A 23,496-nucleotide genomic window follows, 5' to 3' on the forward strand; every position below is an offset into this window, starting at 1 on the left:
GAACGGGCAAGATCCGAAGCAATCGCACGCTGGGAACGGAACTGTGAACCACGGCCCCGACGACCAGGGCCCCGACAAGCGGGGGCCTGCCGAACCGGGCTCCGAGGAGCGGGAGACTGCCGCCGAGCAGGCCTCCGAGGAGCGCGAACCCGACACCGGGCGGGAACCGGCGAAGGAACCGGCTGAGGAACCGGCGACGCCGGAACCCGCCGCCCGTACGGCCGCTGACCCGGCCCTCGAAGGGCTCGGCGCACTCGCGGCGCTCGTCGCGTCCGGCGCACGGGACACGGTGAACGGTCGCGACGCGAACGGGCACGACACGAACGGTCGCGACGACCTCGACGGGTTCGGCTCGGACGAGCTGGCCCTGCGCAGGATGCTGCACCAGGCGGTGCAGGACGTCGAGCCCCGCGACGGCACCCTCGAACACCTGCGCCGGGCGGTCCCCGCGCGGCGGGCCCGCAAGCGGCAGGCGGCCGTGGGCATGGCGGCGGCGGCGCTGTTCGTCTGCACCGCCGTCCCGGCCCTCGTCCACGTCTCCAACTCCACCGGCTCCGACGCCAACCCCTCCACCGTGGGCCACACCTCCCAGGCGCAGGGCGGCTCCAGCGAGGGCAAGGGCCCGGACACCGGCGGGGGCGCCTCCGACGGCAACGCCGGAACGGCCGAGGAGAAGGACCCGGACGGCAAGAAGGAGAACGAGAAGGACAACGGCGGCCCCGGTGCGAGCACCGGCGTCACCGAGGGCGCCGACCCGTCGTCCAGCACCGCCGTCGGCGGCGCCGCGATGTGCACGACCGCCGAGCTGGGCGCGCCCGCCGGCAGCAGCGCCGCCCCGGACTCCACGGGCGCGGTCTACGGCTCCTTCCGCGTCGTCAACGTCTCCTCCGCCGCCTGCACCGTCGGCGGTCCCGGCAGCGTCGGCTCCCTGGCGGGCGGCGCGGCCGACCCGGCGAAGGTGGGCATCCAGCGGCACGTGGCCGGGGACGCGGCGGCGGGCCTGCCCGACCCGTCGACGGAGTCCGCGGCCCTGCTGCTGGAGCCGGGCGCCGCGTACGAGGTGAAGTTCGCGTGGGTGCCGTCGGAGACGTGCCCCACCAACGGCAGCGGCGGCACGACGGGCGGCGACCCGGGCCCGTCCCCCGACCCGACGCCCAGCGAGGCGTCGACGGCGAACACGGGCACCTCCACCGGGGGCGACACCGGCATGGAGGCCCAGCTGGTCACCGAGGACGGCATGGCCGACGGCAGCGTCACGGTCACGTACACGTCGGCCACGGGCGCCTCGACGTCGGTGACGGTCTCCAACGCCTGCGCGGGAACGGTGTACTGGACGGGAGTCCTGGCGGCGCAGTAGGACCGGCTCAGGCGGTGACGCGCTCGGCGTCCGGGCCCTCGGCCCCGACCAGTCCGAGCTCCGCGTCCCGCAGGAACTCCACCTCGCGCCGCAGCAGCCGGAACCACATGAAGACCACGAACCCGGCGAAGGCGAACCACTCCGCGGTGTACCCGAGGTTCTGGAACGCCTTCAGGTCCAGGCCCGTGCCCTGCGGCGCGGCGGCCGGCACCGCGGTCATCCCGGAGTCCGCGTCGGCCAGCGTGATCCACGCGTCGTACACGTCGTAGGGCACGAGGTTCACGAGGGACGCCGCGCTGATCGCCCCGGTCTGGCCGGCCGGGAACCCGCTGCGGGCGCTCACGCCGTTGTCGCCCGGCGTCTCGGACACCTGGAGCGCCCCGGTGACGGTGACCTCGCCGCGCGGCGGGGCGGGGGCCTTCGCGGCGTCGGCGGCGCCGGGCAGCCAGCCGCGGACGACGGGCAGGGCCTTGCCGGTGTCGGTGCGCAGCAGCGTCAGGACGTAGAAGCCGCGCTTGCCGTCCAGCTCGCGGTCGGGGATCAGCAACTGCTCCGCGTACCGCCCGGTGGCGGTGGCCGGCCGGCCGGAGGTCGCCTTGTCCACCGGCAGCAGCTCGTCCAGCGCGGCGGGTGCCTCCGCGCGGTTCTCCTCGGCCTGCTCGGTGACCGTCCGGTCCTCCTGGACGCGGTCCTCGAAGCGGCCCAGCTGCCAGGAACCCATGAACACGCAGAACGGGACGGCGAGCAGCACGAAGACGTTGATCCCCCACCAGCGGGGCGTCAGCAGAAACCGGTACACGCCTTCAACGGTACGGGGCACCGCGGGGTTCCCCGGTCGCGGGGTCGGGGCGGCCCGGTCGGGGCCCGGTGGGGGACCCGTGGAAGTTGTTCACAGGGCTGCGGACCCGGGAGCGGATTGTCACCGGGGACGGGCAGTATGGGGCCATGACTGAGAGCAACGGGTCCGCGGCACGGGATCAGCAGCGCAACGAGGACATGCCGGACTGGGAGAAGCGCTTCCGGGCACCCCGGGTGTCGCTTCCCGACTGGGCGGAGGACGCCCCGGACCGTTCCTTGTTCGTGTCCAACGCGACGGGGACGTACGAGCTGTACGCGTGGGACCGGTCGACGGGTGAGCAGCGCCAGGTGACCGACCGGCCGAACGGCACGACGGACGGCGTGCTCTCCCCGGACGGCGCGTGGATCTGGTGGTTCGACGACAAGGACGGCGACGAGTTCGGCGTGTGGCGCCGCCAGCCGTTCACGGGCGGCGAGGACGAGCCGGCGGTGCCGGGCCTGGACCCGTCGTACCCGGCGGGCCTGGCCCTGGGCAGGGACGGCCGTACGGCGGTGGTGGGCCGCTCCACGGACGAGGACGGCACGACGATCCACCTCGCGCGCGTGGGCGAGGACACGGTGGAGATCTACCGGCACCGGGAGTCGGCGGGCGTCGGCGACCTCTCGCACGACGGCACGCTCATCGCGATCGAGCACACGGAGCACGGCGACGCGATGCACTCGGCGCTGCGCGTCCTGCGCCCGGACGGCACGACCGTCGCCGAGCTGGACGACACCGAGGGCGGCAGGCACGAGCTGGGCCTGGAGGTGCTGGGCTTCGCCCCCGTCGACGGGGACCCGCGGCTGCTGATCGGGCACCAGCGCCGGGGCCGCTGGGAGCCGATGGTGTGGGACGTCGCCTCGGGCGAGCAGACGGACCTCGCGCTGGAGCTGCCGGGCGACGTGAGCGCCGAGTGGTACCCGGACGGCTCGGGCCTGCTCATCGCGCACAGCTTCGAGGCCCGCAGCGAGCTGTTCCGTTACGACTTCGCGCGCCGCGAGCTGACCGAGATCGCCACCCCGGCGGGCACGGTCTCGGGGGCGACGGCCCGCCCGGACGGCAGCGTGGAGTACCTGTGGTCGTCGGCCGCCGAGCCGCCGGCGGTGCGCTCCACGAGCGGCCGGGTCGTCCTCGACCCACCCGGCATGAAGTCGCCGGGCTCGGTGCCCGTCGAGGACGTGTGGGTGGAGGGGCCGGGCGGCCGCATCCACGCCCTGGTGCAGAAGCCGGCGGGCGCGACGGGACCGCTCCCGACGGTCTTCGACATCCACGGCGGCCCGACGTGGCACGACAGCGACTCCTTCGCCGCGGGCCCGGCGGCCTGGGTGGACCACGGGTACGCGGTGGTCCGCGTCAACTACCGGGGCTCCACGGGCTACGGCCGCGCCTGGACGGACGCGCTGAAGCACCGCGTCGGACTGATCGAGCTGGAGGACATCGCGGCGGTCCGTGAATGGGCGATCGCCTCCGGCCTCGCGGACCCCGGCCGGCTGGTCCTGACCGGCGGCTCCTGGGGCGGCTACCTCACCCTCCTCGGCCTCGGCGTGCAGCCGGACGACTGGACGCTGGGCATCGCGGCGGTGCCGGTCGCGGACTACGTCACGGCGTACCACGACGAGATGGAGGCGCTGAAGGCGATGGACCGCACCCTGCTGGGCGGCACCCCGGAGGAGGTCCCGGACCGCTTCGAGGCGTCGTCGCCGATCACGTACGTCGACCGGGTCAAGGCCCCGGTGTACATCTCGGCCGGGGTCAACGACCCGCGCTGCCCGATCCGCCAGATCGAGAACTACGTCAAGCGCCTGGAGTCGAGGGGCGCCCAGCACGAGGTGTACCGCTACGACGCGGGCCACGGCTCGCTGGTCGTGGAGGAGCGCATCAAGCAGGTCCAGCTGGAACTGGACTTCGCCGCCCGCCACTTGACGTAGTCCGACGGGGGGCGCCGGGGTGCCGGGCCGGTCAGTCACCGCCGGGCCGGCCGGCGGGCGTCCGCGCGCCCCGCCGCCCCAGCAGTTCCGCGAGCCCGCGCCGGGTGGCCGCCAGCACCACCCGGTCCTCGCCCCGCAGGACGTAGGTGTCGGGCAGGTCCCACACCAGGCCGGACGCCGGCGGCCTTCCGCCGTCGTCCCCGGCCGGGACCTCCGCCAGGTCCTCCCGCCGCTCCTCGGGGGCGTCCGTGTCGAGGGCCAGCACCCGCCAGGCGCCCGCGCGGAACGCCTCGGCCACGGTCCGTCCCTCCAGCTGCGGCAGGCCGCGCACCTCCAGGGCGGCGAACACCAGCACCCGCCGCTCGACCGGGATCGCGCCCAGGATCTGCCGGCCCATCATCGCCCCGGCGAACGCGGGCGCCGCCAGGTGCGACACGCTCCGGCTGCGGGTGAGCGCGTGCGGGTGCGCGGCCCGCAGCGTGCGGTACACGGCGGTCGCGAAGTCGTCGTCGTACAGCCGCAGCACGACCCGCAGGTCGGACCGCAGGGACCGCGCGTACAGCACGGCCTCCAGGTTCGTGGTGTCCGCACTGGTCAGGGCGAGCAGCGCGTGCGCCCGGTGGATCTTGGCGGCCTCCAGGACGCCTTCCTGCGTGACGTCGCCGAGCACCACCGGCACCCGCAGCCGCCGCGCGGTCGCCATGCCGCGCGCCTCCGGGTCCGCCTCCACGCACACCACGGGGATGTGCAGCTCCCGCAGCCGGGCCAGCACGCGCGTGCCGATCTTCCCGAGTCCGAGCAGTACGACGTGCCCGCCGAGGCCGCGCGGCGGTTTCCGCAGCGCCGACGCGTTCCGGAAGGTGCCCAGCGCCTCCAGCACGGCCGCCAGCAGCACCGGCAGCAGCAGCAACCCCAGCAGCCCGGACAGGAGTTGGAGGATCTGGCGTCCGGTGTCCTCGTTCAGGGCCGGTTCGTTGATGGCGAAGAGGTCGAGCAGCGTCTCGTAGGTGGCGTGCAGCGGGTGGTCCCCGGTGACCAGGGTCAGCGCGACGGCGAGCGCGACCACGCACCCGACGAGCCCGGCCAGCGACCACCGCAGGCGCCGCGAGAACAGCGAGGCGAACGGCGGCACGCCGGCGCGCGCGGGCGGCAGGGGAGGACCGGAGTACGCCACGTGCTCCAGCACGACGGTCGCGCGTCCGGTCGCCGCCGCCACCGCCTCGGCGTCGGGCAGCAGTTGGGGTCCCTGTTCGCCGCTGCTCTCCGAACCGTCCGCGCCCGCCGGGTCGTTGCTGGTCGCGGACAGCAGCGCCAGCGTGCACAGGCCCGGATCGGCGACCTGGCCGGGCCGCGGCGGCCGGCGTTCCACCGCGCGCAGCAGCAGCCCGTCCGTCTGGACGACCTTGCTGGTGCCGGCGACGGCGGTGGCCGCGAGGGCGGGCGCGGCGGTGTCGGCGTCGGACAGCACGGTGGTCGACGCGTCGGCCTCCGGCCCGTCGTCGCGGGCCAGCGCGGCGGCCTGGTCGAGGAGCGCCTCGATGTGCTGGCCGAGGCGGCGGTTGTAGAGGCGCAGCACGAGGCGCAGCCGGGGGTTGAGCCGGCGCGCGGTCAGCGCGGCACGGATGTTGGTTTCGTCGTCGTCGTGCACGAGGGCGAGCGCGGCGGCCCGCTCGACGCCGGCCTCGGTGAGGACGTCCTCCGACAACTCGGCGGCCTCCAGGACGTGTTCCTGGCCGGCGGGCTGGGGGCCGCCGCTCACGCGGCCGACGGCGGCGTTCACCCGGTCGAGCAGGGCCGCGGAGGCGGCACGGGCGCGTCCGACGACCGGTTGCCGGACGCGGCGTCCGGTGGGTGGTACGACGAGGGTGACCTGTTCGCCGTAGACGATGCGCAACTCGGCGGCGAGCCGGTGCGCCAGCCCGTCGTCGCCGCACACGATCATGTGCGTCGGCGGATCACCCGGTAATCCCTGATTCGGAACGCTGGCCACGGCAGAGAAGACTGCCTCAGGTGCGGCGGTGGTTCCAAAAGGCCGTTCGAAAAGGGCCGTTCGAGCAGGGGCGGCAGGGTTGTCGCGCTGAACGGCGGCGCGGGGCGGCCCGTACGGAAGGGGAGGCAGCAGCGCCCGCACCACCGGAGGTACGCAGCCCGTGGCCACGACCGGAACACCCCCGCGCCCGCCCGGCGAACGCGCCGCGCCCCCCGCGGGCCCGCGGCGCGTGGCGGGACACCACCTCGACTCCCCGCTCCTCCTCGTCCTGGTGCTGTTGTCGGCGGTGATGCTCCAGGGGCCGCTGCGCGGGGCGCTCGGCGCGCCGGTGACGCAGAGCTGGATGGCGGTGTTCGTGGCGGTGGTCGTGCAGGCGCTGCCGTTCCTGGTGCTCGGGGTGCTGCTGTCGGCGGCGCTCGCGGTGTTCGTGCCGCCGTCCTTCTTCGCCCGCGCGCTGCCCGGCCGCCCCGCCCTCGCGGTGCCGGTGGCGGGCGCGGCGGGCGCGGTGCTGCCGGGCTGCGAGTGCGCGTCGGTGCCGGTGGCCGGGGCGCTGGTGCGCAGGGGTGTGACCCCGGCGGCGGCCCTGGCGTTCCTGCTGTCGGCGCCGGCGATCAACCCGGTGGTGCTGACGGCGACGGCGGTGGCCTTCCCGGGCGACCCGGAGATGGTGGCGGCGCGGTTCGTGGCGAGCCTGCTGGTGGCGTGCGTCATGGGCTGGCTGTGGCACCGCGTCGGCCGCGCGGACTGGCTGCGCCCGCCGACCCGCGCCGGCCACTACGGCGACGACGGCCGGGGCCGGGCGGCGGCGTTCTGGTCGTCGGTGCGGCACGACGTGACGCACGCGGGCGGTTTCCTGGTCGTGGGCGCGATCGCGGCGGCGACGCTCAAGGCGGTGGTGCCCGCGCGGTGGCTGCGCGCGGCGGCGGACGACCCGGTGCTCGCGGTGCTCGCGCTCGCCGTGCTGGCCGTCCTGCTGTCGATCTGTTCGGAGGCGGACGCGTTCGTGGCGGCGTCCCTGACGCAGTTCTCGCTCACGGCGCGGCTGACCTTCCTGGTCGTGGGCCCGACGGTGGACCTGAAGCTGATCGCGATGCAGGCGGGCACCTTCGGCAGGGGCTTCGCGCTGCGGTTCGCACCGGCGACGTTCGCCGTGGCGGTCGCCGGGTCGGTGCTCACCGGGGCGGTCCTGCTGTGAACCGGCAGGCGCAGTCCGCGCTGCTGTTCCTGCTGGGCGCGACGCTGCTGCACGCGGGCCTGACCGACCTGCACCTGCGGTACGTCAAGGCGGGCCTGCGCCCGCTGATCCTGCTGGCGGGCGCGGTCCTGCTCACGACGGCCCTGGCGACGGCGTGGCAGGAACGCGGGTCGGGGGCGGTGGCGCGACAGGAACGCGCGTCGGGACCCCCGGCCGACCATCCGGGACCTCGGGTGGCCTGGCTGCTGACGCTCCCGGTGCTGGCCCTGATCCTGGTGGCCCCGCCGCCGCTGGGCGCCTACAGCGCGCTGCACGCGGGCACGGCGCTGCGCGAGCCGTACGGCCATCGGCCGCTGCCGCCCGGCGAGCCCGTCGCGCTGGGACTCGGGGACTACGCGTCCCGGGCGGCGTACGGCGACGCGGCGGAGCTGGCGGACCTGCGGGGCCGTACCGTCCGGCTGACCGGGTTCGTCGCGGTGGACGCGGCGGGGGTCCCCTACCTGGTCCGCATGACCCTGAACTGCTGCGCGGCGGACGCCCAGCCGGTCAAGGTGGCGCTCAAGGGCGGCGTCCCGGCGGTCCTGCGCCCGGACGCCTGGCTGGAGATCACGGGCAGGTACGCGCCGGGCCGGCTGCGGGACCCGGTCAACGGGGGCCCGATCCCGTACGTCGAGGTGACGGAGGCGAAGCCGGTGCCGCGGCCGAGGAACCCGTACGACGAGCCGGTCGGCTAGAGAGGGCACGACAAGCCCTGGGCCCGCCGGGAACGGGAGCCCGGCGGGCACACGGAGTAGCACCGCATGCGCCGCTCCGGGGCGGATTCGAGGCTGGCCGCATGAGTATCCGCCCGTGGGTCGTGGTCGAGGCGCCGGACAGCCGCGGCCTGCGACGGGTCTGCCTGGGCAGCGAGGCCATCGGCAGCGCGTGGTCGCCGCGCGAGCTGCGCAGGATGCTCGACCGGCACGGCCACCCGGACGTGGATTTCCAGGACCCGGCGTCCGTCTGCTGGCGCGGCGGGGACAGCGGGACCTGGCCCGACCGGCCCCGGCGACGGCACGCGATCGTCGCCTTGATGGTGGTGGGACTGCTCGCCTCCATGGTCCTCAACGTCCAGATCGGCTGGCCGGACGCCTTGGGCGCCCTGACCTTCTCGCAGCGGCTGACCGGGGCCCTCTTCGTCCTGTCCGGCCTCGCGCAGGGCGCGGCGGCGGCCCTGGCGGTGGACTACTGGGGCCGACGGCAGCTCACCGCTTCCGGCGCGGTCGTACTGCTGGGTGTGGTCATCGCGCTGGCCACGGACAGCCTTCTGCTGCTGATGTGGCTGGAGGAACGGGAGTACACCCCGTATCTGCTCGCGTTCGTGCCGCTGTGGTGCTGGTCCCTGTGGGCACTGCGCCTGCTGGTCCACGAAAAGGCCTGGAAGGGACTGCCGAGACCCCGGCAGTTCGCGGCCGGCGTGTTCGTCTCCGCCCTGCTGACCGCCGTCAGCCTGGCCTACTCGACCATGTACCAGCCCTCGGTGGCGCCGATGCGCTTCGCGCTGACGGCGGAATTCGGAACGGCCCGGGAGGACCGGCAACGCGATTTCCTCCACGTCCCGCTGAAGCTGTCCGTGAAGAACACGGGCGGGGTCTCCGTCTACGTCGTGATCAGTGACTTCACGGTCTACGGCAGGACGGCCAGGTATTCCGCGGAGGGCAGTGACGAGGAGCTGGGGAAGGATTGGGGGAGGAGCCTCGACGAGGAAGGGGAGGAGGAGGCGGAGCGCCACGTCGACCGACTCGGGTTCGAAACGATCAGCAGCGCACGGTTCTACGAACAGGGCCAGGTGCTCGAGAGCGGCCAGGAGAACACGCGGGAGCACGTGTTCCAGCTCCCGGAAGACGTCGGGTACGACCTGCTGTACGTCGATTTCCAGATCACGTACATGAGGAGGGACCGGGGGAAGCTCGACGTGCGGGAGTTCGAGGTGGGGCACCGGTCGTGGGGCGGCTGGGAGAACCAGTACTACTGCGGTCCGCGGCAGCTCGGGGACAGCCTGGTGTTCCACGGCAGGGTGCGCCACAACAACAACCTGATCAACGTGACCCGTGAGCCGCGCTACGTGACGGCCATCTGGTCTCCCACCGAAGCGCCCGTGTACTCGATTTCGTCCTGCCACTACGAAAAGAAGGTCGACCCGGCCGAGGAGGAGAGGGATGTGGCGAGATTCGGCGTTTCGGACGCGGCCGTGTATGCGCGGGTGTCGGTCGCGGACCTGCTGAGCCCTATGCCTTCTCCTCGGCCAGCGCGACCCACGTCCCCGAACTGACCCCCGCCTCCTCGTCGAGCAGTTGAGCGGCCTTGAGGCATTCGAGCGCCGGTTTGCCGAGCGTCCCGAAGAGGTCCTTCGCCGGTACGGAATCCGCCAGCTCGGGGATGAGGCGGGTGATTTCCAGCGGGGCGTCGGAGAAGGCGTCGTTCCGCAACTGGGCGAGGACGTCGAGGAGGTCGTCTCCCCTTTCCCTCGATTTCCAGAAGTCCTTGACGCCTTCGCCGGCCCACGCCGCCGGAATGAGGCCGCCCAGTTCCACGGCGAGAGTGCTGTCGGGCACGGAGTCGAAGACGGAATCGGTGCAGCCCTCGGCCGCCTCGCCGAGCGGTATGTCCGGCAGCCCTCCGGCGGAGGCGGCGTCCTCCTGCTGCTTCTTCATCCGCTGGGACTGCTTCTCGAACTTCTTCCTCGCTTCGTCGCGTTCCTCGTCGGACGCGTCGGGGTCGGTGGACTTGTTCAAGGAAGAACTGGCCTCGTCGGTGGTCTTGGCGAGGCCCTTCCGCTTCTTCTTCGGTCCCGTCTCGTCGCTCACGGCGGTCAGCGACATACTCACCCGGTGCGTCCCCTCGACCGCCTGCTCGGTCACGGTGCCGGTGACCAGGGTGTGCTGTGTGGCCGAGGCCAGGTTCCGCACGCTGCGGATCGTATGTTTCGCCAGGTCCCGCGGTGTCCCCGGGTCGCCGAGCATGGGCAGGACGGAGGCCGACCTCTCCATGACGAGGGTGAGCGCGCTCCGCTGCTCCGGCGCCACGCCGGGCCGGTTCGCCGCCTCCAGCGCGGCGGACACCGGGCGCACGACCTTCGTCAGCCGTCCCCGCACCGAGCGCGGCGTCCCGGGGTCCTCGATCACGTCGAGCGCCGAGGACACCTGCCGCGCGGTCGTGGTGACCCCGTCCCGCACCTGTGGCGAGACCTGCGGCTGCTCCACCGCGCGCAGGGCGGCGGTCAGTTGCTCCACGCTCGGCATCAGGGCCTCGGGAGCGTTCGCGACCTGCGCGTCCAAGTCGGCCGTTACCTGTTCAAGTTCTTGCGTCTGCTCCGCCGCGGCACCGGGCGCCTCGGGGCCGTCGTCGGTGGCCGGACCGGACGGCACCGGCTCCTGACTGGGCGTCGTGGCACCCGGCTCACCCGGCGACGTCCCGCCCGGCGTCGCGGGGCCGCTCGGCGCGGACGGCGGCGCCGTCGTGGCGGGTGGGGCGCTCGGCGTCGACGCGGGCGCCGTCGGGGTGGGGGGCGGCGTCGGCTGGGCACTGGCGAGGCCCGCCGGCAGTGCGAGAGCCGCGGCCAGGGCGGACGTGCCGGCCAGGTGAGAGACGCGTCGCCGCTTGATTCTGCCCATCACGGGTCCAGAGGGGCTTGGTTCTTCTACGACCATGAGGAGGTTCGCTACAACATCCACTCTTCACCCGGTCGACCCATCTCGCATCCCGCGACGGGCCGCCCGCCCTACTCCTCGCGCCGCTCGGCGCGGTTGAGGCCCCGGGCGATCTCCTGGAGGATCTCCGGCTCGGAGCGCCCGGTCATCCGCCCCATCTGCTGCAACAGCAGCGCGCACAGCGCGGTGGCGCCGTCGGCGACCTGGTCGAGGTTGCCGTCGGAGGCGCGGCGTTCGGCCATGTACTGCGTCATGAGGTCGTTTCCGGACACGTAGGCGGTCATGGCCTCGATACCGAGCCGCACGCGGTCGTAGTCGTTGGTCGTCACGGGCGTCACGGTTCCACGCCGACGGGCCGCGGCGCCACCCCGGGACCTGCCGGCGGCCGCACGGGGGCTCTCGGCGCCGCCCCCCCCGGGGGGCTCCGGCGGCGCCGTCAGTTCCGCAGGTCGAGCCGCATCAGGACGCGGGGATGACCGGCCAGGACCGAGGTGGTGTCGGCGGCGTGGACGAAGCCGGCGCGCTCGAAGTTCTTGCGCAGGCCGGCGTAGGCCATGGTCAGGTCGACCCGGGCGTCGCCGTTGTCGAGGGGGTAGGCCTCGACGGCGGGCGCGCCGTGCGAGCGGGCGAACTCGACGGCGCCGGCGATGAGGGCGTGCGAGATGCCCTTCTTGCGGTGTCCGGGGCGCACGCGGATGCACCACAGGGACCAGACCGGCAGGTCGTCGACGTGCGGGATCTTGCGGTTGCGCGCGAAGGAGGTGTCCGCGCGCGGCGCCACGGCCGCCCATCCCACGGGCTCGTCGCCGTCGTACGCGAGCACGCCCGGCGCGGGATCCCCGCGGCACAGCTCGGCGACGTACTCGCCGCGGGCCGGACCGCGCAGCTCGTTGTTGAGCTTGGAGGGGATCCGGTAGCTCAGGCACCAACACACGTTGGCGCCGGGGGACTTCGGGCCGACCAGCGTGCGTACGTCCTCGAAGGCCGACGCCGGCCGGACGTCGATGGGCGTGTCCTGTGCCATGGGGCGAGGGTAACGCCGACCGCGTGGGCCCGGTCGGCCTGCCGCCCCTGCCACCCCTGCCGCCCTCGCCGCCGGCCGGCCGGGCGCCGTGCGTCAGGCGAACTGGCCGGGCCGGTAGTCGCCGGCGGGCTGCCGCACGATGACGTTGCCGCGGTTGAAGGCGTTGATGAGGGCGATGGCGCACACCAGGGCGGCCAGCTGCTCCTCGTCGAAGTGCTTGGCGGCGTTCTCCCAGACCTCGTCCGGCACACCGTCGCTCGCGTCCGCGAGGCGGGTGCCGTGCTCCGTCAGCTCCAGGGCGGCGCGCTCGGCCTCGGTGAAGACCGTGGCCTCGCGCCAGGCGGCGACCATGTTGATGCGGGTCGAGGTCTCCCCGGCGTGCGCGGCCTCCTTCGTGTGCATGTCGACGCAGAAGCCGCAGCCGTTGATCTGGCTGGCGCGGATGTTCACGAGTTCCTGCGTGGAGGCCGGCAGCGTCGAGTCGGCGAGCACCTTGGCCGCCGCGACCAGGTGTTTGCCGAACTGGGTGGCGACCGTGCTGGCGAAGAGGTTCAGCCGTGCTTCCATGGATGCGCTCCTGTGCTGTGGTCGGTGGCTGCACCCTCTGGACGCGACGGCCCCGCGATATGTGACATGGGCGGTACGGCAGTTGCGGGCGGCGTACTCCGACGGTCTCGGAGTACGCCGCCCACGCCTGGCTGCCCGGCTGCCTGGCTGACCGGCGGGCCGGTCCGCCGGTCGGCCGACCGGTCGGCCGGCGCCCTTACTTGGGATCGCGGTCGAAGACCGCCTTCGACCAGGAGTAGCCGAGCACGGTGAGGCCCAGGCACCAGGCGACGGCGAGCCACCCGTTGTGGCCGATCTCGCTGCCGAGCAGCAGGCCGCGCAGGGTCTCGATGGCGGGCGTGAAGGGCTGGTACTCGGCGACCGGCTGGAACCAGCCCGGCATCGCGTCGACCGGCACGAAGGCGCTGGAGATGAGCGGCAGGACGATGAGGGGCAGGGCGTTGTTGCTGGCCGCCTCGGCGTTCGGGCTGACCATGCCCATTCCGACGGCGATCCAGGTGAGCGCCAGGGCGACGAGCGCGAGCAGCCCGAACGCCGCCAGCCACTCCAGGGGCGTGGCGTCCGTCGACCGGAAGCCGATGGCCACCGCGACGGCGCCGACGAGGACCACGCTCGCGACGGACTGCAGCACGCTGCCGACGACGTGTCCGACGAGCACGGACCCGCGGTGGATCGCCATGGTGCGGAAGCGGGCGATGATGCCCTCGGTCATGTCGTTGGAGACGGACACCGCGGTCCCGACGACGGTGCCGCCGATGGTCATGAGCACGATGCCGGGCACGATGTACGCGATGTACTCGGCGCGGTCCGCCCCGCCGCCGCCGATCCCGGCGCTCATCACGTCGCCGAAGATGTAGACGAACAGCAGCAACAGGACGATCGGCGTGAGCAGCAGGTTGAGGGTGAGGGACGGGTAGCGCCGGGCGTGCAGGAGATTGCGGCGCAGCATGGTGGAGGAGTCGCGCACGGCGAGGGACAGGGAGCTCATCGGACGTTCTCCTTGGACTGGTTGTCCTGGTGGGGCACAGCGGGGGTGGCGCTGTCGGTGAGGGCGAAGAACACGTCGTCGAGGTCGGGGCTGTGCACGGTCAGTTCGTCCGCCTCGACGCCGGCGGCGTCCAACCAGTCGAGGATCGAGCGCAGTTCGCACTGCGTGCCGTCGCTGGGGATCTGGAGCGCGAGTGCCTCGTCGTCGCGGGCGGCCTCGCCGAGGGTGGCGGCGGCGGACTGGTAGGCGGCCGGGTCGGAGAAGCGGAGCCGGACGTGACCGCCGGGGATGAGCCGCTTCAACTCGTCGGCGGTGCCCTCGGCGACGAGCCTGCCGTCGTTGAGCACGGCGATGCGGTCGGCGAGTTCGTCGGCCTCCTCCAGGTACTGGGTGGTGAGGAAGACGGTGACGCCGTCGGCGACGAGTGCGCGGATGATCTGCCACATGGTGTGGCGGGAGCGGGGGTCGAGGCCGGTGGTGGGCTCGTCGAGGAAGATGATGCGCGGATCGCCGACGAGGGTCATGGCGATGTCGAGGCGGCGCTTCATGCCGCCGGAGTAGGTGGAGGCGGGCCGCTTGGCGGCGTCGGTGAGGTCGAACCGTGCGAGCAGCTCGGCGGCGACCCGCCGCCCCTCGCTCTTGGGCAGGTGGTGCAGGTCCGCCATGAGCAGCATGTTCTCCTCGCCGGTGATCAGCCCGTCGACGGCGGAGAACTGCCCGGTCACGCCGATCGAGGCGCGCACGGCCTGCGGCTCGGTCGCGAGGTCGTGGCCGCCGACGCGCAGCTCACCGGCGTCGGCGGTGACGAGGGTCGAGAGGATCTTGACGGCGGTGGTCTTGCCGGCGCCGTTGGGCCCGAGCAGCGCGAAGACGGACCCGGCCGGGATACGGAGATCGATGCCGTCGAGGACGGTCTTGTCGCCGTACGACTTGCGCAGGCCGGTGGCGGAGACGGCGAGGGAGGACGGCGAACCGCCACCCGGTGCAGCTGATGTGGGCATGACAGAAGAAGGCATGGGACCCTCCGGTCCGAGGGGTGAAGTACGGGGGATGGGGGGCGGGGTGGACGACGGGAGGCGGTTCCCGGTGGGCGTCAGCCCCGGGCGCGGCGGACGTCGATGTTGCCGTAGCGGGTGCGGGCGCGGACCTTGACGGTGTCCTCGGTCTCCGCGGGACTGTCGGAGGCGGTGAGGGTGTTGTGGACCCGCCCGGCCTCGGAGTGGGCGTCGAGCCAGGCGGCGGTGCCCTCGCGGATGCCGACCTCGATGGCGCCGTAGGAGGTCTCCAACTGCACCTCGCCGTGGGCCACTTCGCCCACGCGCAGGGTGCCGTGCGCGGTGGTGGCGGCGAGCGAGCCCTCGGCGCGGGTGACGTTGATGTCACCGTTGGCGTGGCTCACCCGCAGGTCGCCGAGCGCGGCGCCGACGGTCGTGGAACCGTGCGAGTTCTTCAGTACGGCGGGGCCGGCGAGGACGCCGACGCGCACGCTGCCGGAACTGGTGCTGATCTCGGCCGCGCCCTCCACGTGCTCCACGGTCACCGAGCCGTGGGCGGCGGTCAGCCGCAGCGGGCCGGTGGTGTCCAGCCGGACGTCCCCGCCCGACGTCTTCACGTGGACCTCACCGAGCCGGCCTTCGCCGAGCACCTGGGTCCAGGAGCCGGTCGTGTCGACGCGCGAGCCGGTGGGCAGTTCCACCTCCACGTCGACGACGCCGGTCGGTCCGATGAGGAGCCGCTCCTTCGTGCTGATCGTCAGGACGCCGCTCACGTACGAGACCTCGGTCCGCTGGGCGGCCTTGACGTCCTTGTCCCGCTTGGGGTCGCCGGGCCGCACCTCGACGACGGTGTCGAGGCGGTCGCTCGCGGTGAACCGGATGGAGCCGGCGCCCACGTGGGCGTTCACGGCGATGGGCTCGGGGGTGTCGAAAGAAGGCATGGCTGTCCCGTCCTCTTGGGTCTTCAGGGCGTCCCTGCTGGTGGGACGTGGTGTGAGTGGGTGAGGTGGTGCGGGTGCGGGCCGAGGGTTGTGGCGCGGGTCAGCGAACCCAGCCGGTGAAGCTCTGTCCGGTCGACGTGATCCTGTCCGGCGTACGCGGCCGGGCCCCGCCGTCGACCGCGGCCGACACGGCGCGCACCAGCCACGCGTTGACCGACAGCCCTTCGCGGCTCGCGGCCTCCTCGGCGCGCGCCTTGAGGTGGGCCGGCAGACGCAGGTTGACGCGGGCGGTGCCGCCCTCGTCGGCGTCGGCCGGAACCCTGGACGCCTCGACGGGCGCGGCCGGCTGGGCGGGGGTGCCGCCCTCGGTGGGCGGAGGGGTCACCACGAAGTCGGGGTCGAGCCCTCGCAGTCGTACGTCGACCGAGCCGGGGGCGAGTTCACGGGTGATCTCGTCCGCCGCGGCGGAGAGCACGTTGAGCATCGTCAGCCGGGCCGCCGACTCCAACGGAGCGGTGAGCCTCTCGGCCAACTCGCGCGCTTCGTCGCCGCCGGCCTCGGCGGCCACCGCGAGTTCGCGGCGGAGGGTGTCGACATACGGGGTGAGGTCCATGACGCCATCATGGCACCACATTGGCGCCACGCGCAACCCCGAATGGCGCCTCTGTGGGCGAGGGTCGCGGGGAAGGGTCGCTGACCTGCGAAAACGCGGAGTGGTGTCACGGTGGCGCCGCTTGGCACCGCTTGGCACTGCTTGGCGTCATGGGGTGCCACCTGGCGCCATGGTGTTGGAGTGGCGCCGGCGCCGAGGGTGGGCTCTGCTCGACGCAGACTCCATGTGCGGACGCCTGCTGAGCCCGCCCGGTGCCCGCCGATGTCGGCCGGTGCCCGTCGCTGTCGACCGGTGCCCGGCCGTGCCCGGCGGGTGTCGGCCCGCATAGAATCGAACGCGTGAACGATCCGGGCCCGACGAGACTCGCACTGCTCCGCTTCCTGGAGCGCGTGCAGGAACGCGACCTGGCCCGGACCCGCCGCTGGATAGCGGACGAGGAGCGCCGAGCCGCCGAACACCGACGCGGCATCGAGGCCCGCCCGCCGACACCGGACTGGCTCCTGGAACAGGGCCTCGGAGGCCGGGCCCCGGTCTACGTCCACGTCGGCGGCTGCCACATGGCGGGTAAGCGCGCGAGGGGCGTCACCCGGGACCAGGCGATCCGCTCCCTGGCGGACCGGGTCAGCCCGTGCCCGCACTGCCGCCCGGACACGGCACTGGGCCTGCTGGACTGACGTCACGAGAGCGGGCGAGGCCGCCCCACGGATGGCGGCCCGACCCGCACGGATGCGCCCGAGCCCGGCGGGGACAATGCTGGAGGCATGTCCGACCACCGCCCCGTCGTCGTCCAGCCACCGTCCCCGACGGGCGGCCGCCGCGTCCGCGTCGACGGCGAGATCCTCGGCCTCGCCCGCAACCTCGACGACGTGGCCGAGTTCCTCCGCCGAGCAGGCCTGGACGTCGACGCCCTGGACCTCGAAACGACGGACCTCATCGACTGGCGGGGCGGAGGACCTTCGGTCTGGTCGACGAGGGCGTGACAAGCCGGGCGGAACACGGACGACCGGCCGTCCGATCGCATCGTCACGTCGGCCAAGTGCGTTCGATGCGGTCGCGTCGTACTGCGTAGGCGGCAGGACCACCTCGGCCGACTGCCCGATGGATCGCATCGCGGTGTGCGGCGAGGCGTTCGACCATCTCGACGCTGCGCAGTTGTTGGTTGTCGAGGTAGAACAGCACGGCTTCACGCTCCAGGACCGGTCGGATCTCCAGGTCCCTGCTCTTGATCCGGCCGTCCTTCGACAGCGGAACCCACGACTGATCGAGGCCGTAAGCGATCCACTCCTCGTCGGCGACATCCTGCCCGTCGTCGGAGAAGACGTCACCGATGCGATGGACAGTCCAGCCGCACAGCCTCAGCCCTTCCGCCACACGACGCCCGAGATTGCGGTCGAGGAAGAACTCAGGCGGCAAGGCGCACCACGGCCCGGCACAGCTCGTCGACCTGCTCGGGCGTCATGTCGAAGTCGTACGCGATGTCCTCGACGCTCTCGCCGGCCTCCCAGAGGTCGGTGATCGCCTTGACCGCGACGCGATTGGCCGCCACGACGGGCGTCCCGTGCCCGAACCTCGGGTCGATCACGACGGGTACGGAGTCCGGGTACTGCCTGAGCCGCAGGCTGGAGGGGAAATCGTCGTCGGATTCCCAATTCAGGTACCGGAGGTAGCCGGAGACCACTTCGTGGATGGGAGCCTGACCATCTCGTGCCCGGCGGAGATCGCCCAGGCCGTGCTCGACGAAGATGTCGACGCCGTCCGTCGCGATCCGCTTCGACACGAGGCCGTACGGGGTGGCGAAGGCGTCTCGCACGGCGGCGGCGGCTTCCCTGATCTCGCTCATCCGGAGCCCCAGGGAGCGCAGGGAATGTAGGACGTGGGCCTCGGCCACGGCAATGAACGGCACTGAGGGCTGCCCCTTGCGCAGCGGCTCGACCTGGTGGACCAAGGGCGCCCCGGCGGCCCTGCCCTTCAGCCACGACTGGAGCGTCGACTGCGGAATCTCCAGGTAAGAGGCGGTTTCCGTGGGAGTGAGAAGTCCGTCGCTGAACCTGTCCACCATGCCCCACCTCCTCCTGCGGTCCCGCTCGGCGCCAGATTTCGCATCGTCGCACATCAAGCCTGCCACCGAGGAGCGAACCGGACACCCGCCCACCCGCTCAGCCGGCGGCACGCAGGTGCTCCCGGCCAAGCTGGTCGCGGCAGCTCCGGCAGCGCCCGGGTCCAGGTGCGCGGAACGCGCGCTCGCACCCGTCGCAGGTCTGGAACGGCAGTACGGCTGGACGCTCGACCGCCTCGGGCGCCGGGGGCGGTGGCGGCACGGGCAGCGGTGTCTCCCGGAGGCGGAAGGCGAGTACGCCCGCCGGACGCGCCCGGAAGCGGTCGGGGAGCCGCGTGGTCAGCACCTCGGTGATCTCCCGCGGCCCGACCCCGGCCGCCAGCCACTCGGCGACGGCGGGCGCCAGTTCGGCAGCCTCCCGCGCGGACAGCACGAGGCGGGGATCGACGCGACGCAAGGTGCTCAGTACGGCGACGGCGGCGGGGTCGGCGTCGGCGAGTGCGGGGACGGGCCCGGGCTCCGTGTCCTGGTGTGCCGCGAGGGCTGGACGGGTGGGCGCGGAGCGCCTGCGGGGCCGAGGCGGTTCCGGAGGCCCGGGCGGACCGTCCGGATCACCGGGACCATCGGGACCATCGGGGCCATCGGAGCTGCCGCCGCCGGGCACGTCGTAGAAGTAAGTCCGCGTCCGCACCTGCCCGTTGGGCATCCGCTCGCGGCGGCGCTCCAGGTACCCGGCCGCCTCCAGCTCCCTGAGCGCGCGGGAGATGAGGATCTCGCCCTCGCTGAAGTGCTCGCACAGGGCGGTGATGGTGACGGGGGAGCCGTCGGGCAGGGAGGCGATGTACGCCGCGACGCCGATCGTGACGGCGCTGCCGCGTCGCTGGGCGAGGGCGTTGGAGATCACGGTGAAGTCGGCCGTCAGCCGGGTTCGTACGTGGATCACGCCGGAGGTCGGAGCTCCGGCGTCGGCGCGCAGGGGCGCGTTAGACTGCGGGTCAGCCATCGGGAAGGTTGTGCTTCCTGCTTGGTCAGGCCCTCGATCGGGATGCCAGTCCCGGCCGGGGGCCGAATCTGTTTGCGGTTGTCGCGGCGAACGTAACGGCCCGCCTCCCGCCCCGGCAAGCTGGTCACTCGGACGAGTGACGCGTGCCTTCCGGCACGGGGAGGGTGGGTGGGCGGGTAGTTCTGTACCGGGTTCTTTAGGGAGGTCAGCGGCCCACCGAACCCTCGCGGACAAGGGCCCGGCGGACCCGTGGGCCGACCTACAACTCACCTATGAACGCCGCCCAGCAGTCCGCGCCGAAGCACAACACCGGCCCGGCCGGGACTTTGCTGTCACGAACGGGGACGACGCCGGGGACTCCGTCGGCCACCTCCACGCAGTCGCCCCCCGCCTGATTGCTGTAACTGCTCTTGCGCCAGGCGGCGTCGGTCAGATCGGGACGGAACATTCGAGCCACGGTAGTTGCCCTCCATCGCGGACCGGATCATGTCGAGTGACATGAGCGGGGGCAGGGCGTCCGCCCGCAGTCGATCGTAAATCACCTTGTAGCGACCGACTTTGGTCGGTTCTTCGATGAGTTGGCCATAGTCGGCACCCTCTGTGTAGGCCACTTCCGAGCCGTCCGGCAGCGTCAGGACGGTGAGCGAGCCACCCATCGCCTCGTGCCCGCCCTGGTCGAACGGCAGTACCTGCACGGTGATGTGGCGCTCCGCCGCCGCGTCGAGCAGGCGCAGCAACTGCCTCCGCATGACGACATGACCGCCGATCGGACGCCGCAGCACGGCCTCGTCCAGGACCACCCACAGCTCTGGCCGGTCGGGCGAACTCAGCCGTTCCTGCCGCCCGATACGAGCGGCAACACGCTCCTCCAACTGCTCCTCGCTGTCCAGCAGGGCATCCAGGCTGAGCACCGCCCGCGCGTAGTCCTCGGTCTGCAGCAGACCCGGCACCACATGGGCCGCGTACTGCCGAATGAGGACGGCTCGCTCCGAGTACTCCATGAACTTCCGCGACCAGTCCGGAAACGCCTCCCGGTACACGTACGGCCACAGCTCCACGAGCAAGTTGTCCGCACCCAGCGCCGCGTCCAGCGCCCGCGCGAGTTGCAGCGTCGGCTTCGCGCCGGACGCGCGCTCGATCTGGGTGATCCGCGTGCTCACCACGTGGGTCAGCTCGCCGAGTTCGGCCTGGGTGAGCCCCGCGGCCGTGCGGAGTCGCCGCACGCGCGCTCCGAACAGCGCCGCCATCGACGTACTGGGATCAATTCCGTTGGCCAAGGCGTCACTTCCGTTCCTTACGGCCTGAAAGGTAAGGCTGCACCCCCTGTTGAGCGTAGGGCGACGGGCCGACGCTTGAGCACGGAACGTGACGACTCGTACGCGGAAGAGGAACACCAAGACCGTGCGGACAGACGTAACAGAAGCAGTCACCTTGATCGCGCAGTTCCCCTCCTCGCCGAGGGCAGCGCGGCAGGCCCGGCGCCGGGCGGTCGGGTGGCTGGAGGAACAGGGCTACCCGGCGGCGTCGGACGTGTCCTGCGCGACGGCGCTCGTCGTGGGCGAACTCGCGGCGAACGCGGTGCGGCACGGCCGGGTCCCCGGCCGGCAGTTCGGCCTGCGGCTCACGCTCGAACGGGCCGCGGGCGTCCTGCGGATCGAGGTGTCGGACGCCGCCGCCGCGAAACGCCTGCCCGGGGCCGCGCCGACGTCGCACCCCGAGGGGGAGTCCGGCCGGGGCCTGCTCCTGGTGGACGCCCTGGCCGAACGCTGGGGCTCGGAACCTCGCAAGCCGCTGGGCAAAACGGTGTGGGCGGAGCTGCCGCTCGGCGGGCCGGCCGGCCCCGGACACACGTCAGCCGGGCGGTGACGGCGTCTTCAGCAGATCGATGCCGCAGAGGGCGGCGAGGGCCTTGGCGGTCCCGGTGAGGGGACCGCGCAGGGCGGCCAGGTCGGCGCGCATGTCGGTGGCTCGGTCCCACTGTTTCTCGTGCGCGACCTGGCTGGTGCCCGGCGGCCGGGTCGCCTCGTGCTCCTGGAGGGCCGGGTGCCAGGTCGTGAGGAAGGGGCGCAAGAGGCCGTTGGCCAACTCGGCGGCGATTCCGGGGAAGGTGAGCGGCGTCGCCGTCTCGGCCGCCACCCGGTGCAGCAGGTCACGGGTGGTGGCGAACAGCGAGTGCAGGGACGTCAGCGCCTCCCGCAGACAGCCGTGGTCCGGAGCGAGCGGCTGGACCCCCACACGGGTGATCAGCTCGACCTGGAGGTCGTAGGCGGCGGAGCGTTCGAGGGGCCCGGGGGCCGCGGCCACGGGGGCGGGGGCGAGGGCGAGGGCGACCGGGCGGGTCAGGAACGGCGCCTCGCCGGTCCCGGTCACAGGACTCGTCCCGGTGACAGGACTGGTCCCGGTCACGGGGCCGATCGGGGCGAGGGCCGGTGAGGGGCCCGTGGCCGCCGCCGCGGCCGGTCCCCATGCGCGCAGGAGGGCGCGGCGGAGATCCTCCTGCCGCGCCATGTCCCGGTCGTGGCGCTGCACGGCACGGGCCAGCAGAGGATGCACGGTCCAGGACTTCTCCTGGTCGTGCGCGGGGTCGGGGCCAGGGTCGCGGTGCAGCGCCCCGGAGCCGCGGAGGACGTCCACGGCCTGCTGGACCAGCCCCCCGACCTCCCACGGACCGTAGGGACCGACGGAGGACAGCACCTCTTCCAGCGTGGACCGGGACAGCGCCGCCGGGCAGGCGAGGGCCAGCAGCCGCAGGACGTCGTCGGGCGGGTTCGCGCCGGTCAGCGGCAACGGCAGGAGGGAGGTCGCCGGTGGCCGGCGGTGCGCGTGCCGGCTGCCGGTGGCCAGCACGTCGGGCGCCGTGTGCGCGTGCAGGCGGTTGCGTACGTCGCCGAAACCGGCGGACGTCGCGACGTCGGCGAGCAGGTCCAGTGCCTCGGGATGACCGCCGACGTCGCGCACGAGCGCGTACGCGGCGGCGCGGTCCGCCTCGTCGTGCGGGGTGCGACGGGAGGTGAGGAGGTGGAAACCGTCCGCGTCGGACAACGGCGTGATGTCGATGCACTCGGCGAACGCGCCGTACCGCAGCGACCGCGTGGTGATGAGGGTCGCCGTGAGGAGGTGGGGCCCGCGCAGGAGGTGGAGCTGGTCGGCGGACAGCCCGTCGGGGACACCGTCCACGACCCACAGGCAGGGCAGGTTGCGCTCGCCCAGCGCGACGGCGAGATGGCTGAGGAGCCCCGGCAGCAAGGGTGCGGCCGTCTCGGGCAGGGAGGACGGGGCCGTCTCGGCCAGGGAGGACGCGGCGGTCTTGGGCAGCGTGGGTACGGCCGCGTCGATGCCGAGGGCCGCCAGCACGGTCGCGACCTGACCGGCGTACGCGTCCATGACCTCGGCGGGGGCGGCGTCCTGCGCCGCGTGGAGGTCGAACCAGAAAATGCCGCCGGGGAACGCCGAGCTGAAGTGGAGCGCGTACTCCTGCGCGAGCAGGGACTTGCCGATGCCGGGCATGCCGCGCAACTGGGCGCCACGTCCGCCCCCGGCGGTGGCGACGAGAGGCGCACGGTGCCGGTGCAGCGCGGTGTGGACCCGCCACTGCTCGGCCAGACGCCCCGTGAAACGCACCGCTCCGGTGCGGGCGGGGGCGGGCAGCCACGGCACGGAAGGCGCGTCGCCCGCGGAGGCGGAGGCGGGGGCGCCCATGGGCGAGGTGGCCGTGACGCGCACGTGCTCGGCGACCCGTGCGGCGAGCCGGCCGAGGCGCTCCGGGGTGGTGGGCCAGGGCCAGTGCCGGGCGTCGCGCAGTTCCACGGGGTGGACGTGGTCGGCGGTGGGCTCGGGGTTGAGGACCAGCACCCGGCGGCGCGGATCGCCTTCGCGCTGCCCGGCGAGGTAGGCGTGGGTGAGTTCCCACTGACAGGCGCGGCGCTGGGGATAGTCCGCCGAGTACAGGGCGAGCAGGACCCGTGAGTGCGCCAGGGCCTCGGTGATGGTCGCGGTGATCGAGGCGAAATCGTCCACGGCCGTGTCGTCGACGAAGACACGAAGGCCCTGCTCACGCAGCGCGGAAGCCAGTGCACCGATCCTGTCGGCGTCGGAGCGGCTGTAGCTGACGAAGACGTCCCACTGGTCTTCGGCGCGGCCCCCTGCCTCGGTGCCGGAGCCGGTCACGGGTGCCCCAGGTCAGTGCGTCGAGCGGTGCGCGGGCCCGAAAACGCGATGGGGGGGTGTCTCTATGTCCTTCGTCAAGGACGTGGTGCCTGGTGTGCGGGTGTTGGGGGTGGTCATGCGGCGAGAGTGATGGCGGGTGTTCTGG

25 protein-coding genes are annotated in these 23,496 nt (G+C 73.0%); 9 read left to right on the forward strand and 16 right to left on the reverse strand.

Features of this window, described 5'->3' with window-relative positions; genetic code table 11:
- Positions 1 to 43: 43 nt before the first annotated feature.
- Complete coding sequence (locus ACZ7D7_RS32665; protein ID WP_470829071.1) at positions 44 to 1,357, forward strand: hypothetical protein; 1,314 nt, start codon at positions 44 to 46, stop codon at positions 1,355 to 1,357.
- A gap of 7 nt (positions 1,358 to 1,364) precedes the next feature.
- Here the strand turns inward: ACZ7D7_RS32665 and ACZ7D7_RS32670 are convergent, their stop codons facing one another.
- Positions 1,365 to 2,156, reverse strand: coding sequence for an SURF1 family protein (locus ACZ7D7_RS32670; RefSeq protein ID WP_470829072.1), 792 nt, complete (start codon positions 2,154 to 2,156; stop codon positions 1,365 to 1,367).
- 146 nt (positions 2,157 to 2,302) lie between these two features.
- Here ACZ7D7_RS32670 and ACZ7D7_RS32675 point away from each other — a divergent pair, with 146 nt between their 5' ends.
- On the forward strand, positions 2,303 to 4,123 hold the full coding sequence (locus ACZ7D7_RS32675; protein ID WP_470829073.1) for a S9 family peptidase: 1,821 nt from the start codon (positions 2,303 to 2,305) through the stop codon (positions 4,121 to 4,123).
- Between the two features lie 31 nt (positions 4,124 to 4,154).
- Here the strand turns inward: ACZ7D7_RS32675 and ACZ7D7_RS32680 are convergent, their stop codons facing one another.
- Complete coding sequence (locus ACZ7D7_RS32680; protein ID WP_470829075.1) at positions 4,155 to 6,065, reverse strand: potassium channel family protein; 1,911 nt, start codon at positions 6,063 to 6,065, stop codon at positions 4,155 to 4,157.
- A 208-nt stretch (positions 6,066 to 6,273) separates the two neighbouring features.
- Here ACZ7D7_RS32680 and ACZ7D7_RS32685 point away from each other — a divergent pair, with 208 nt between their 5' ends.
- The 3 genes from ACZ7D7_RS32685 (at position 6,274) to ACZ7D7_RS32695 (ending at position 9,619) form a co-directional block, all read left to right on the forward strand.
- Complete coding sequence (locus tag ACZ7D7_RS32685; RefSeq protein WP_470829076.1) at positions 6,274 to 7,308, forward strand: permease; 1,035 nt, start codon at positions 6,274 to 6,276, stop codon at positions 7,306 to 7,308.
- A complete protein-coding gene (locus ACZ7D7_RS32690) occupies positions 7,305 to 8,042 on the forward strand; it encodes a TIGR03943 family putative permease subunit (RefSeq protein ID WP_470829077.1) in 738 nt (245 codons plus the stop codon). Before ACZ7D7_RS32685 ends, ACZ7D7_RS32690 begins: the two co-directional genes overlap by 4 nt.
- A 101-nt stretch (positions 8,043 to 8,143) precedes the next feature.
- A complete protein-coding gene (locus tag ACZ7D7_RS32695) occupies positions 8,144 to 9,619 on the forward strand; it encodes a hypothetical protein (RefSeq protein ID WP_470829078.1) in 1,476 nt (491 codons plus the stop codon).
- On the opposite strand, the gene ACZ7D7_RS32700 is transcribed toward ACZ7D7_RS32695, so the two are convergent.
- A complete protein-coding gene (locus tag ACZ7D7_RS32700; protein WP_470829080.1) occupies positions 9,576 to 10,715 on the reverse strand; it encodes a hypothetical protein in 1,140 nt (379 codons plus the stop codon). The genes ACZ7D7_RS32695 and ACZ7D7_RS32700 overlap by 44 nt on opposite strands.
- 19 nt (positions 10,716 to 10,734) lie before the next feature.
- Here ACZ7D7_RS32700 and ACZ7D7_RS32705 point away from each other — a divergent pair, with 19 nt between their 5' ends.
- Positions 10,735 to 10,932, forward strand: a complete 198-nt coding sequence (locus ACZ7D7_RS32705; RefSeq protein WP_470829082.1) for a hypothetical protein — start codon at positions 10,735 to 10,737, stop codon at positions 10,930 to 10,932.
- Between the two features lie 136 nt (positions 10,933 to 11,068).
- Here the strand turns inward: ACZ7D7_RS32705 and ACZ7D7_RS32710 are convergent, their stop codons facing one another.
- The 7 genes from ACZ7D7_RS32710 to ACZ7D7_RS32740 all read right to left on the reverse strand — a co-directional run bounded on the left by ACZ7D7_RS32710 (position 11,069) and on the right by ACZ7D7_RS32740 (position 16,125).
- Positions 11,069 to 11,326: a hypothetical protein gene (locus tag ACZ7D7_RS32710; protein WP_470829083.1), complete on the reverse strand. Its 258-nt coding sequence runs from the start codon at positions 11,324 to 11,326 to the stop codon at positions 11,069 to 11,071.
- Between the two features lie 107 nt (positions 11,327 to 11,433).
- Positions 11,434 to 12,021, reverse strand: coding sequence for a GNAT family N-acetyltransferase (locus ACZ7D7_RS32715; RefSeq protein WP_470829085.1), 588 nt, complete (start codon positions 12,019 to 12,021; stop codon positions 11,434 to 11,436).
- Positions 12,022 to 12,114: 93 nt separating this feature from the next.
- Complete coding sequence (locus ACZ7D7_RS32720; protein ID WP_470829087.1) at positions 12,115 to 12,588, reverse strand: carboxymuconolactone decarboxylase family protein; 474 nt, start codon at positions 12,586 to 12,588, stop codon at positions 12,115 to 12,117.
- A gap of 196 nt (positions 12,589 to 12,784) precedes the next feature.
- The gene (locus ACZ7D7_RS32725; protein WP_470829088.1) at positions 12,785 to 13,576 is read right to left on the reverse strand and encodes an ABC transporter permease; all 792 of its coding nucleotides are present in this window, start codon (positions 13,574 to 13,576) and stop codon (positions 12,785 to 12,787) included.
- Complete coding sequence (locus ACZ7D7_RS32730) at positions 13,573 to 14,577, reverse strand: ATP-binding cassette domain-containing protein (protein ID WP_470829089.1); 1,005 nt, start codon at positions 14,575 to 14,577, stop codon at positions 13,573 to 13,575. The genes ACZ7D7_RS32725 and ACZ7D7_RS32730 overlap by 4 nt, the downstream gene beginning before the upstream one ends.
- A 92-nt stretch (positions 14,578 to 14,669) precedes the next feature.
- Positions 14,670 to 15,512, reverse strand: coding sequence for a DUF4097 family beta strand repeat-containing protein (locus tag ACZ7D7_RS32735; RefSeq protein WP_470829090.1), 843 nt, complete (start codon positions 15,510 to 15,512; stop codon positions 14,670 to 14,672).
- A 100-nt stretch (positions 15,513 to 15,612) separates the two neighbouring features.
- Positions 15,613 to 16,125, reverse strand: coding sequence for a toxin-antitoxin system HicB family antitoxin (locus tag ACZ7D7_RS32740; RefSeq protein WP_470829092.1), 513 nt, complete (start codon positions 16,123 to 16,125; stop codon positions 15,613 to 15,615).
- 338 nt (positions 16,126 to 16,463) lie between these two features.
- On the opposite strand from ACZ7D7_RS32740, the gene ACZ7D7_RS32745 reads away from it, so the two are divergent.
- Both ACZ7D7_RS32745 and ACZ7D7_RS32750 read left to right on the forward strand, forming a co-directional pair.
- Positions 16,464 to 16,799, forward strand: coding sequence for a DUF6233 domain-containing protein (locus tag ACZ7D7_RS32745; protein ID WP_470829093.1), 336 nt, complete (start codon positions 16,464 to 16,466; stop codon positions 16,797 to 16,799).
- Positions 16,800 to 16,886: 87 nt separating this feature from the next.
- Positions 16,887 to 17,105 carry a hypothetical protein gene (locus ACZ7D7_RS32750; RefSeq protein ID WP_470829095.1) on the forward strand — a complete coding sequence of 73 codons (219 nt, stop codon included), beginning with the start codon at positions 16,887 to 16,889 and terminating at the stop codon, positions 17,103 to 17,105.
- 43 nt (positions 17,106 to 17,148) lie between these two features.
- Here ACZ7D7_RS32750 and ACZ7D7_RS32755 read toward each other — a convergent pair whose 3' ends face one another.
- The 5 genes from ACZ7D7_RS32755 to ACZ7D7_RS32775 all read right to left on the reverse strand — a co-directional run bounded on the left by ACZ7D7_RS32755 (position 17,149) and on the right by ACZ7D7_RS32775 (position 20,431).
- Positions 17,149 to 17,538, reverse strand: coding sequence for a PIN-like domain-containing protein (locus tag ACZ7D7_RS32755; protein WP_470829096.1), 390 nt, complete (start codon positions 17,536 to 17,538; stop codon positions 17,149 to 17,151).
- Entirely contained in the window at positions 17,528 to 18,184 is a 657-nt protein-coding gene (locus ACZ7D7_RS32760; RefSeq protein WP_470829097.1) for a DUF433 domain-containing protein, read from the reverse strand. Before ACZ7D7_RS32760 ends, ACZ7D7_RS32755 begins: the two co-directional genes overlap by 11 nt.
- A 97-nt stretch (positions 18,185 to 18,281) precedes the next feature.
- On the reverse strand, positions 18,282 to 19,184 hold the full coding sequence (locus ACZ7D7_RS32765; RefSeq protein ID WP_470829098.1) for a hypothetical protein: 903 nt from the start codon (positions 19,182 to 19,184) through the stop codon (positions 18,282 to 18,284).
- A gap of 259 nt (positions 19,185 to 19,443) precedes the next feature.
- Positions 19,444 to 19,560: a DUF397 domain-containing protein gene (locus ACZ7D7_RS32770; RefSeq protein ID WP_470829099.1), complete on the reverse strand. Its 117-nt coding sequence runs from the start codon at positions 19,558 to 19,560 to the stop codon at positions 19,444 to 19,446.
- Positions 19,517 to 20,431 (reverse strand): helix-turn-helix domain-containing protein, encoded by a 915-nt coding sequence (locus ACZ7D7_RS32775; RefSeq protein ID WP_470829104.1) that lies wholly within the window; start codon positions 20,429 to 20,431, stop codon positions 19,517 to 19,519. The genes ACZ7D7_RS32770 and ACZ7D7_RS32775 overlap by 44 nt, the downstream gene beginning before the upstream one ends.
- A 184-nt stretch (positions 20,432 to 20,615) precedes the next feature.
- Between ACZ7D7_RS32775 and ACZ7D7_RS32780 the strand changes: the two genes are divergently transcribed.
- Entirely contained in the window at positions 20,616 to 21,050 is a 435-nt protein-coding gene (locus ACZ7D7_RS32780) for an ATP-binding protein (protein ID WP_470829100.1), read from the forward strand.
- Here ACZ7D7_RS32780 and ACZ7D7_RS32785 read toward each other — a convergent pair.
- Positions 21,036 to 23,351, reverse strand: coding sequence for a TIR domain-containing protein (locus ACZ7D7_RS32785; protein ID WP_470829102.1), 2,316 nt, complete (start codon positions 23,349 to 23,351; stop codon positions 21,036 to 21,038). The genes ACZ7D7_RS32780 and ACZ7D7_RS32785 overlap by 15 nt on opposite strands.
- Positions 23,352 to 23,496: the final 145 nt, after the last annotated feature.

This window comes from Streptomyces sp. NPDC037054, assembly GCF_055606745.1.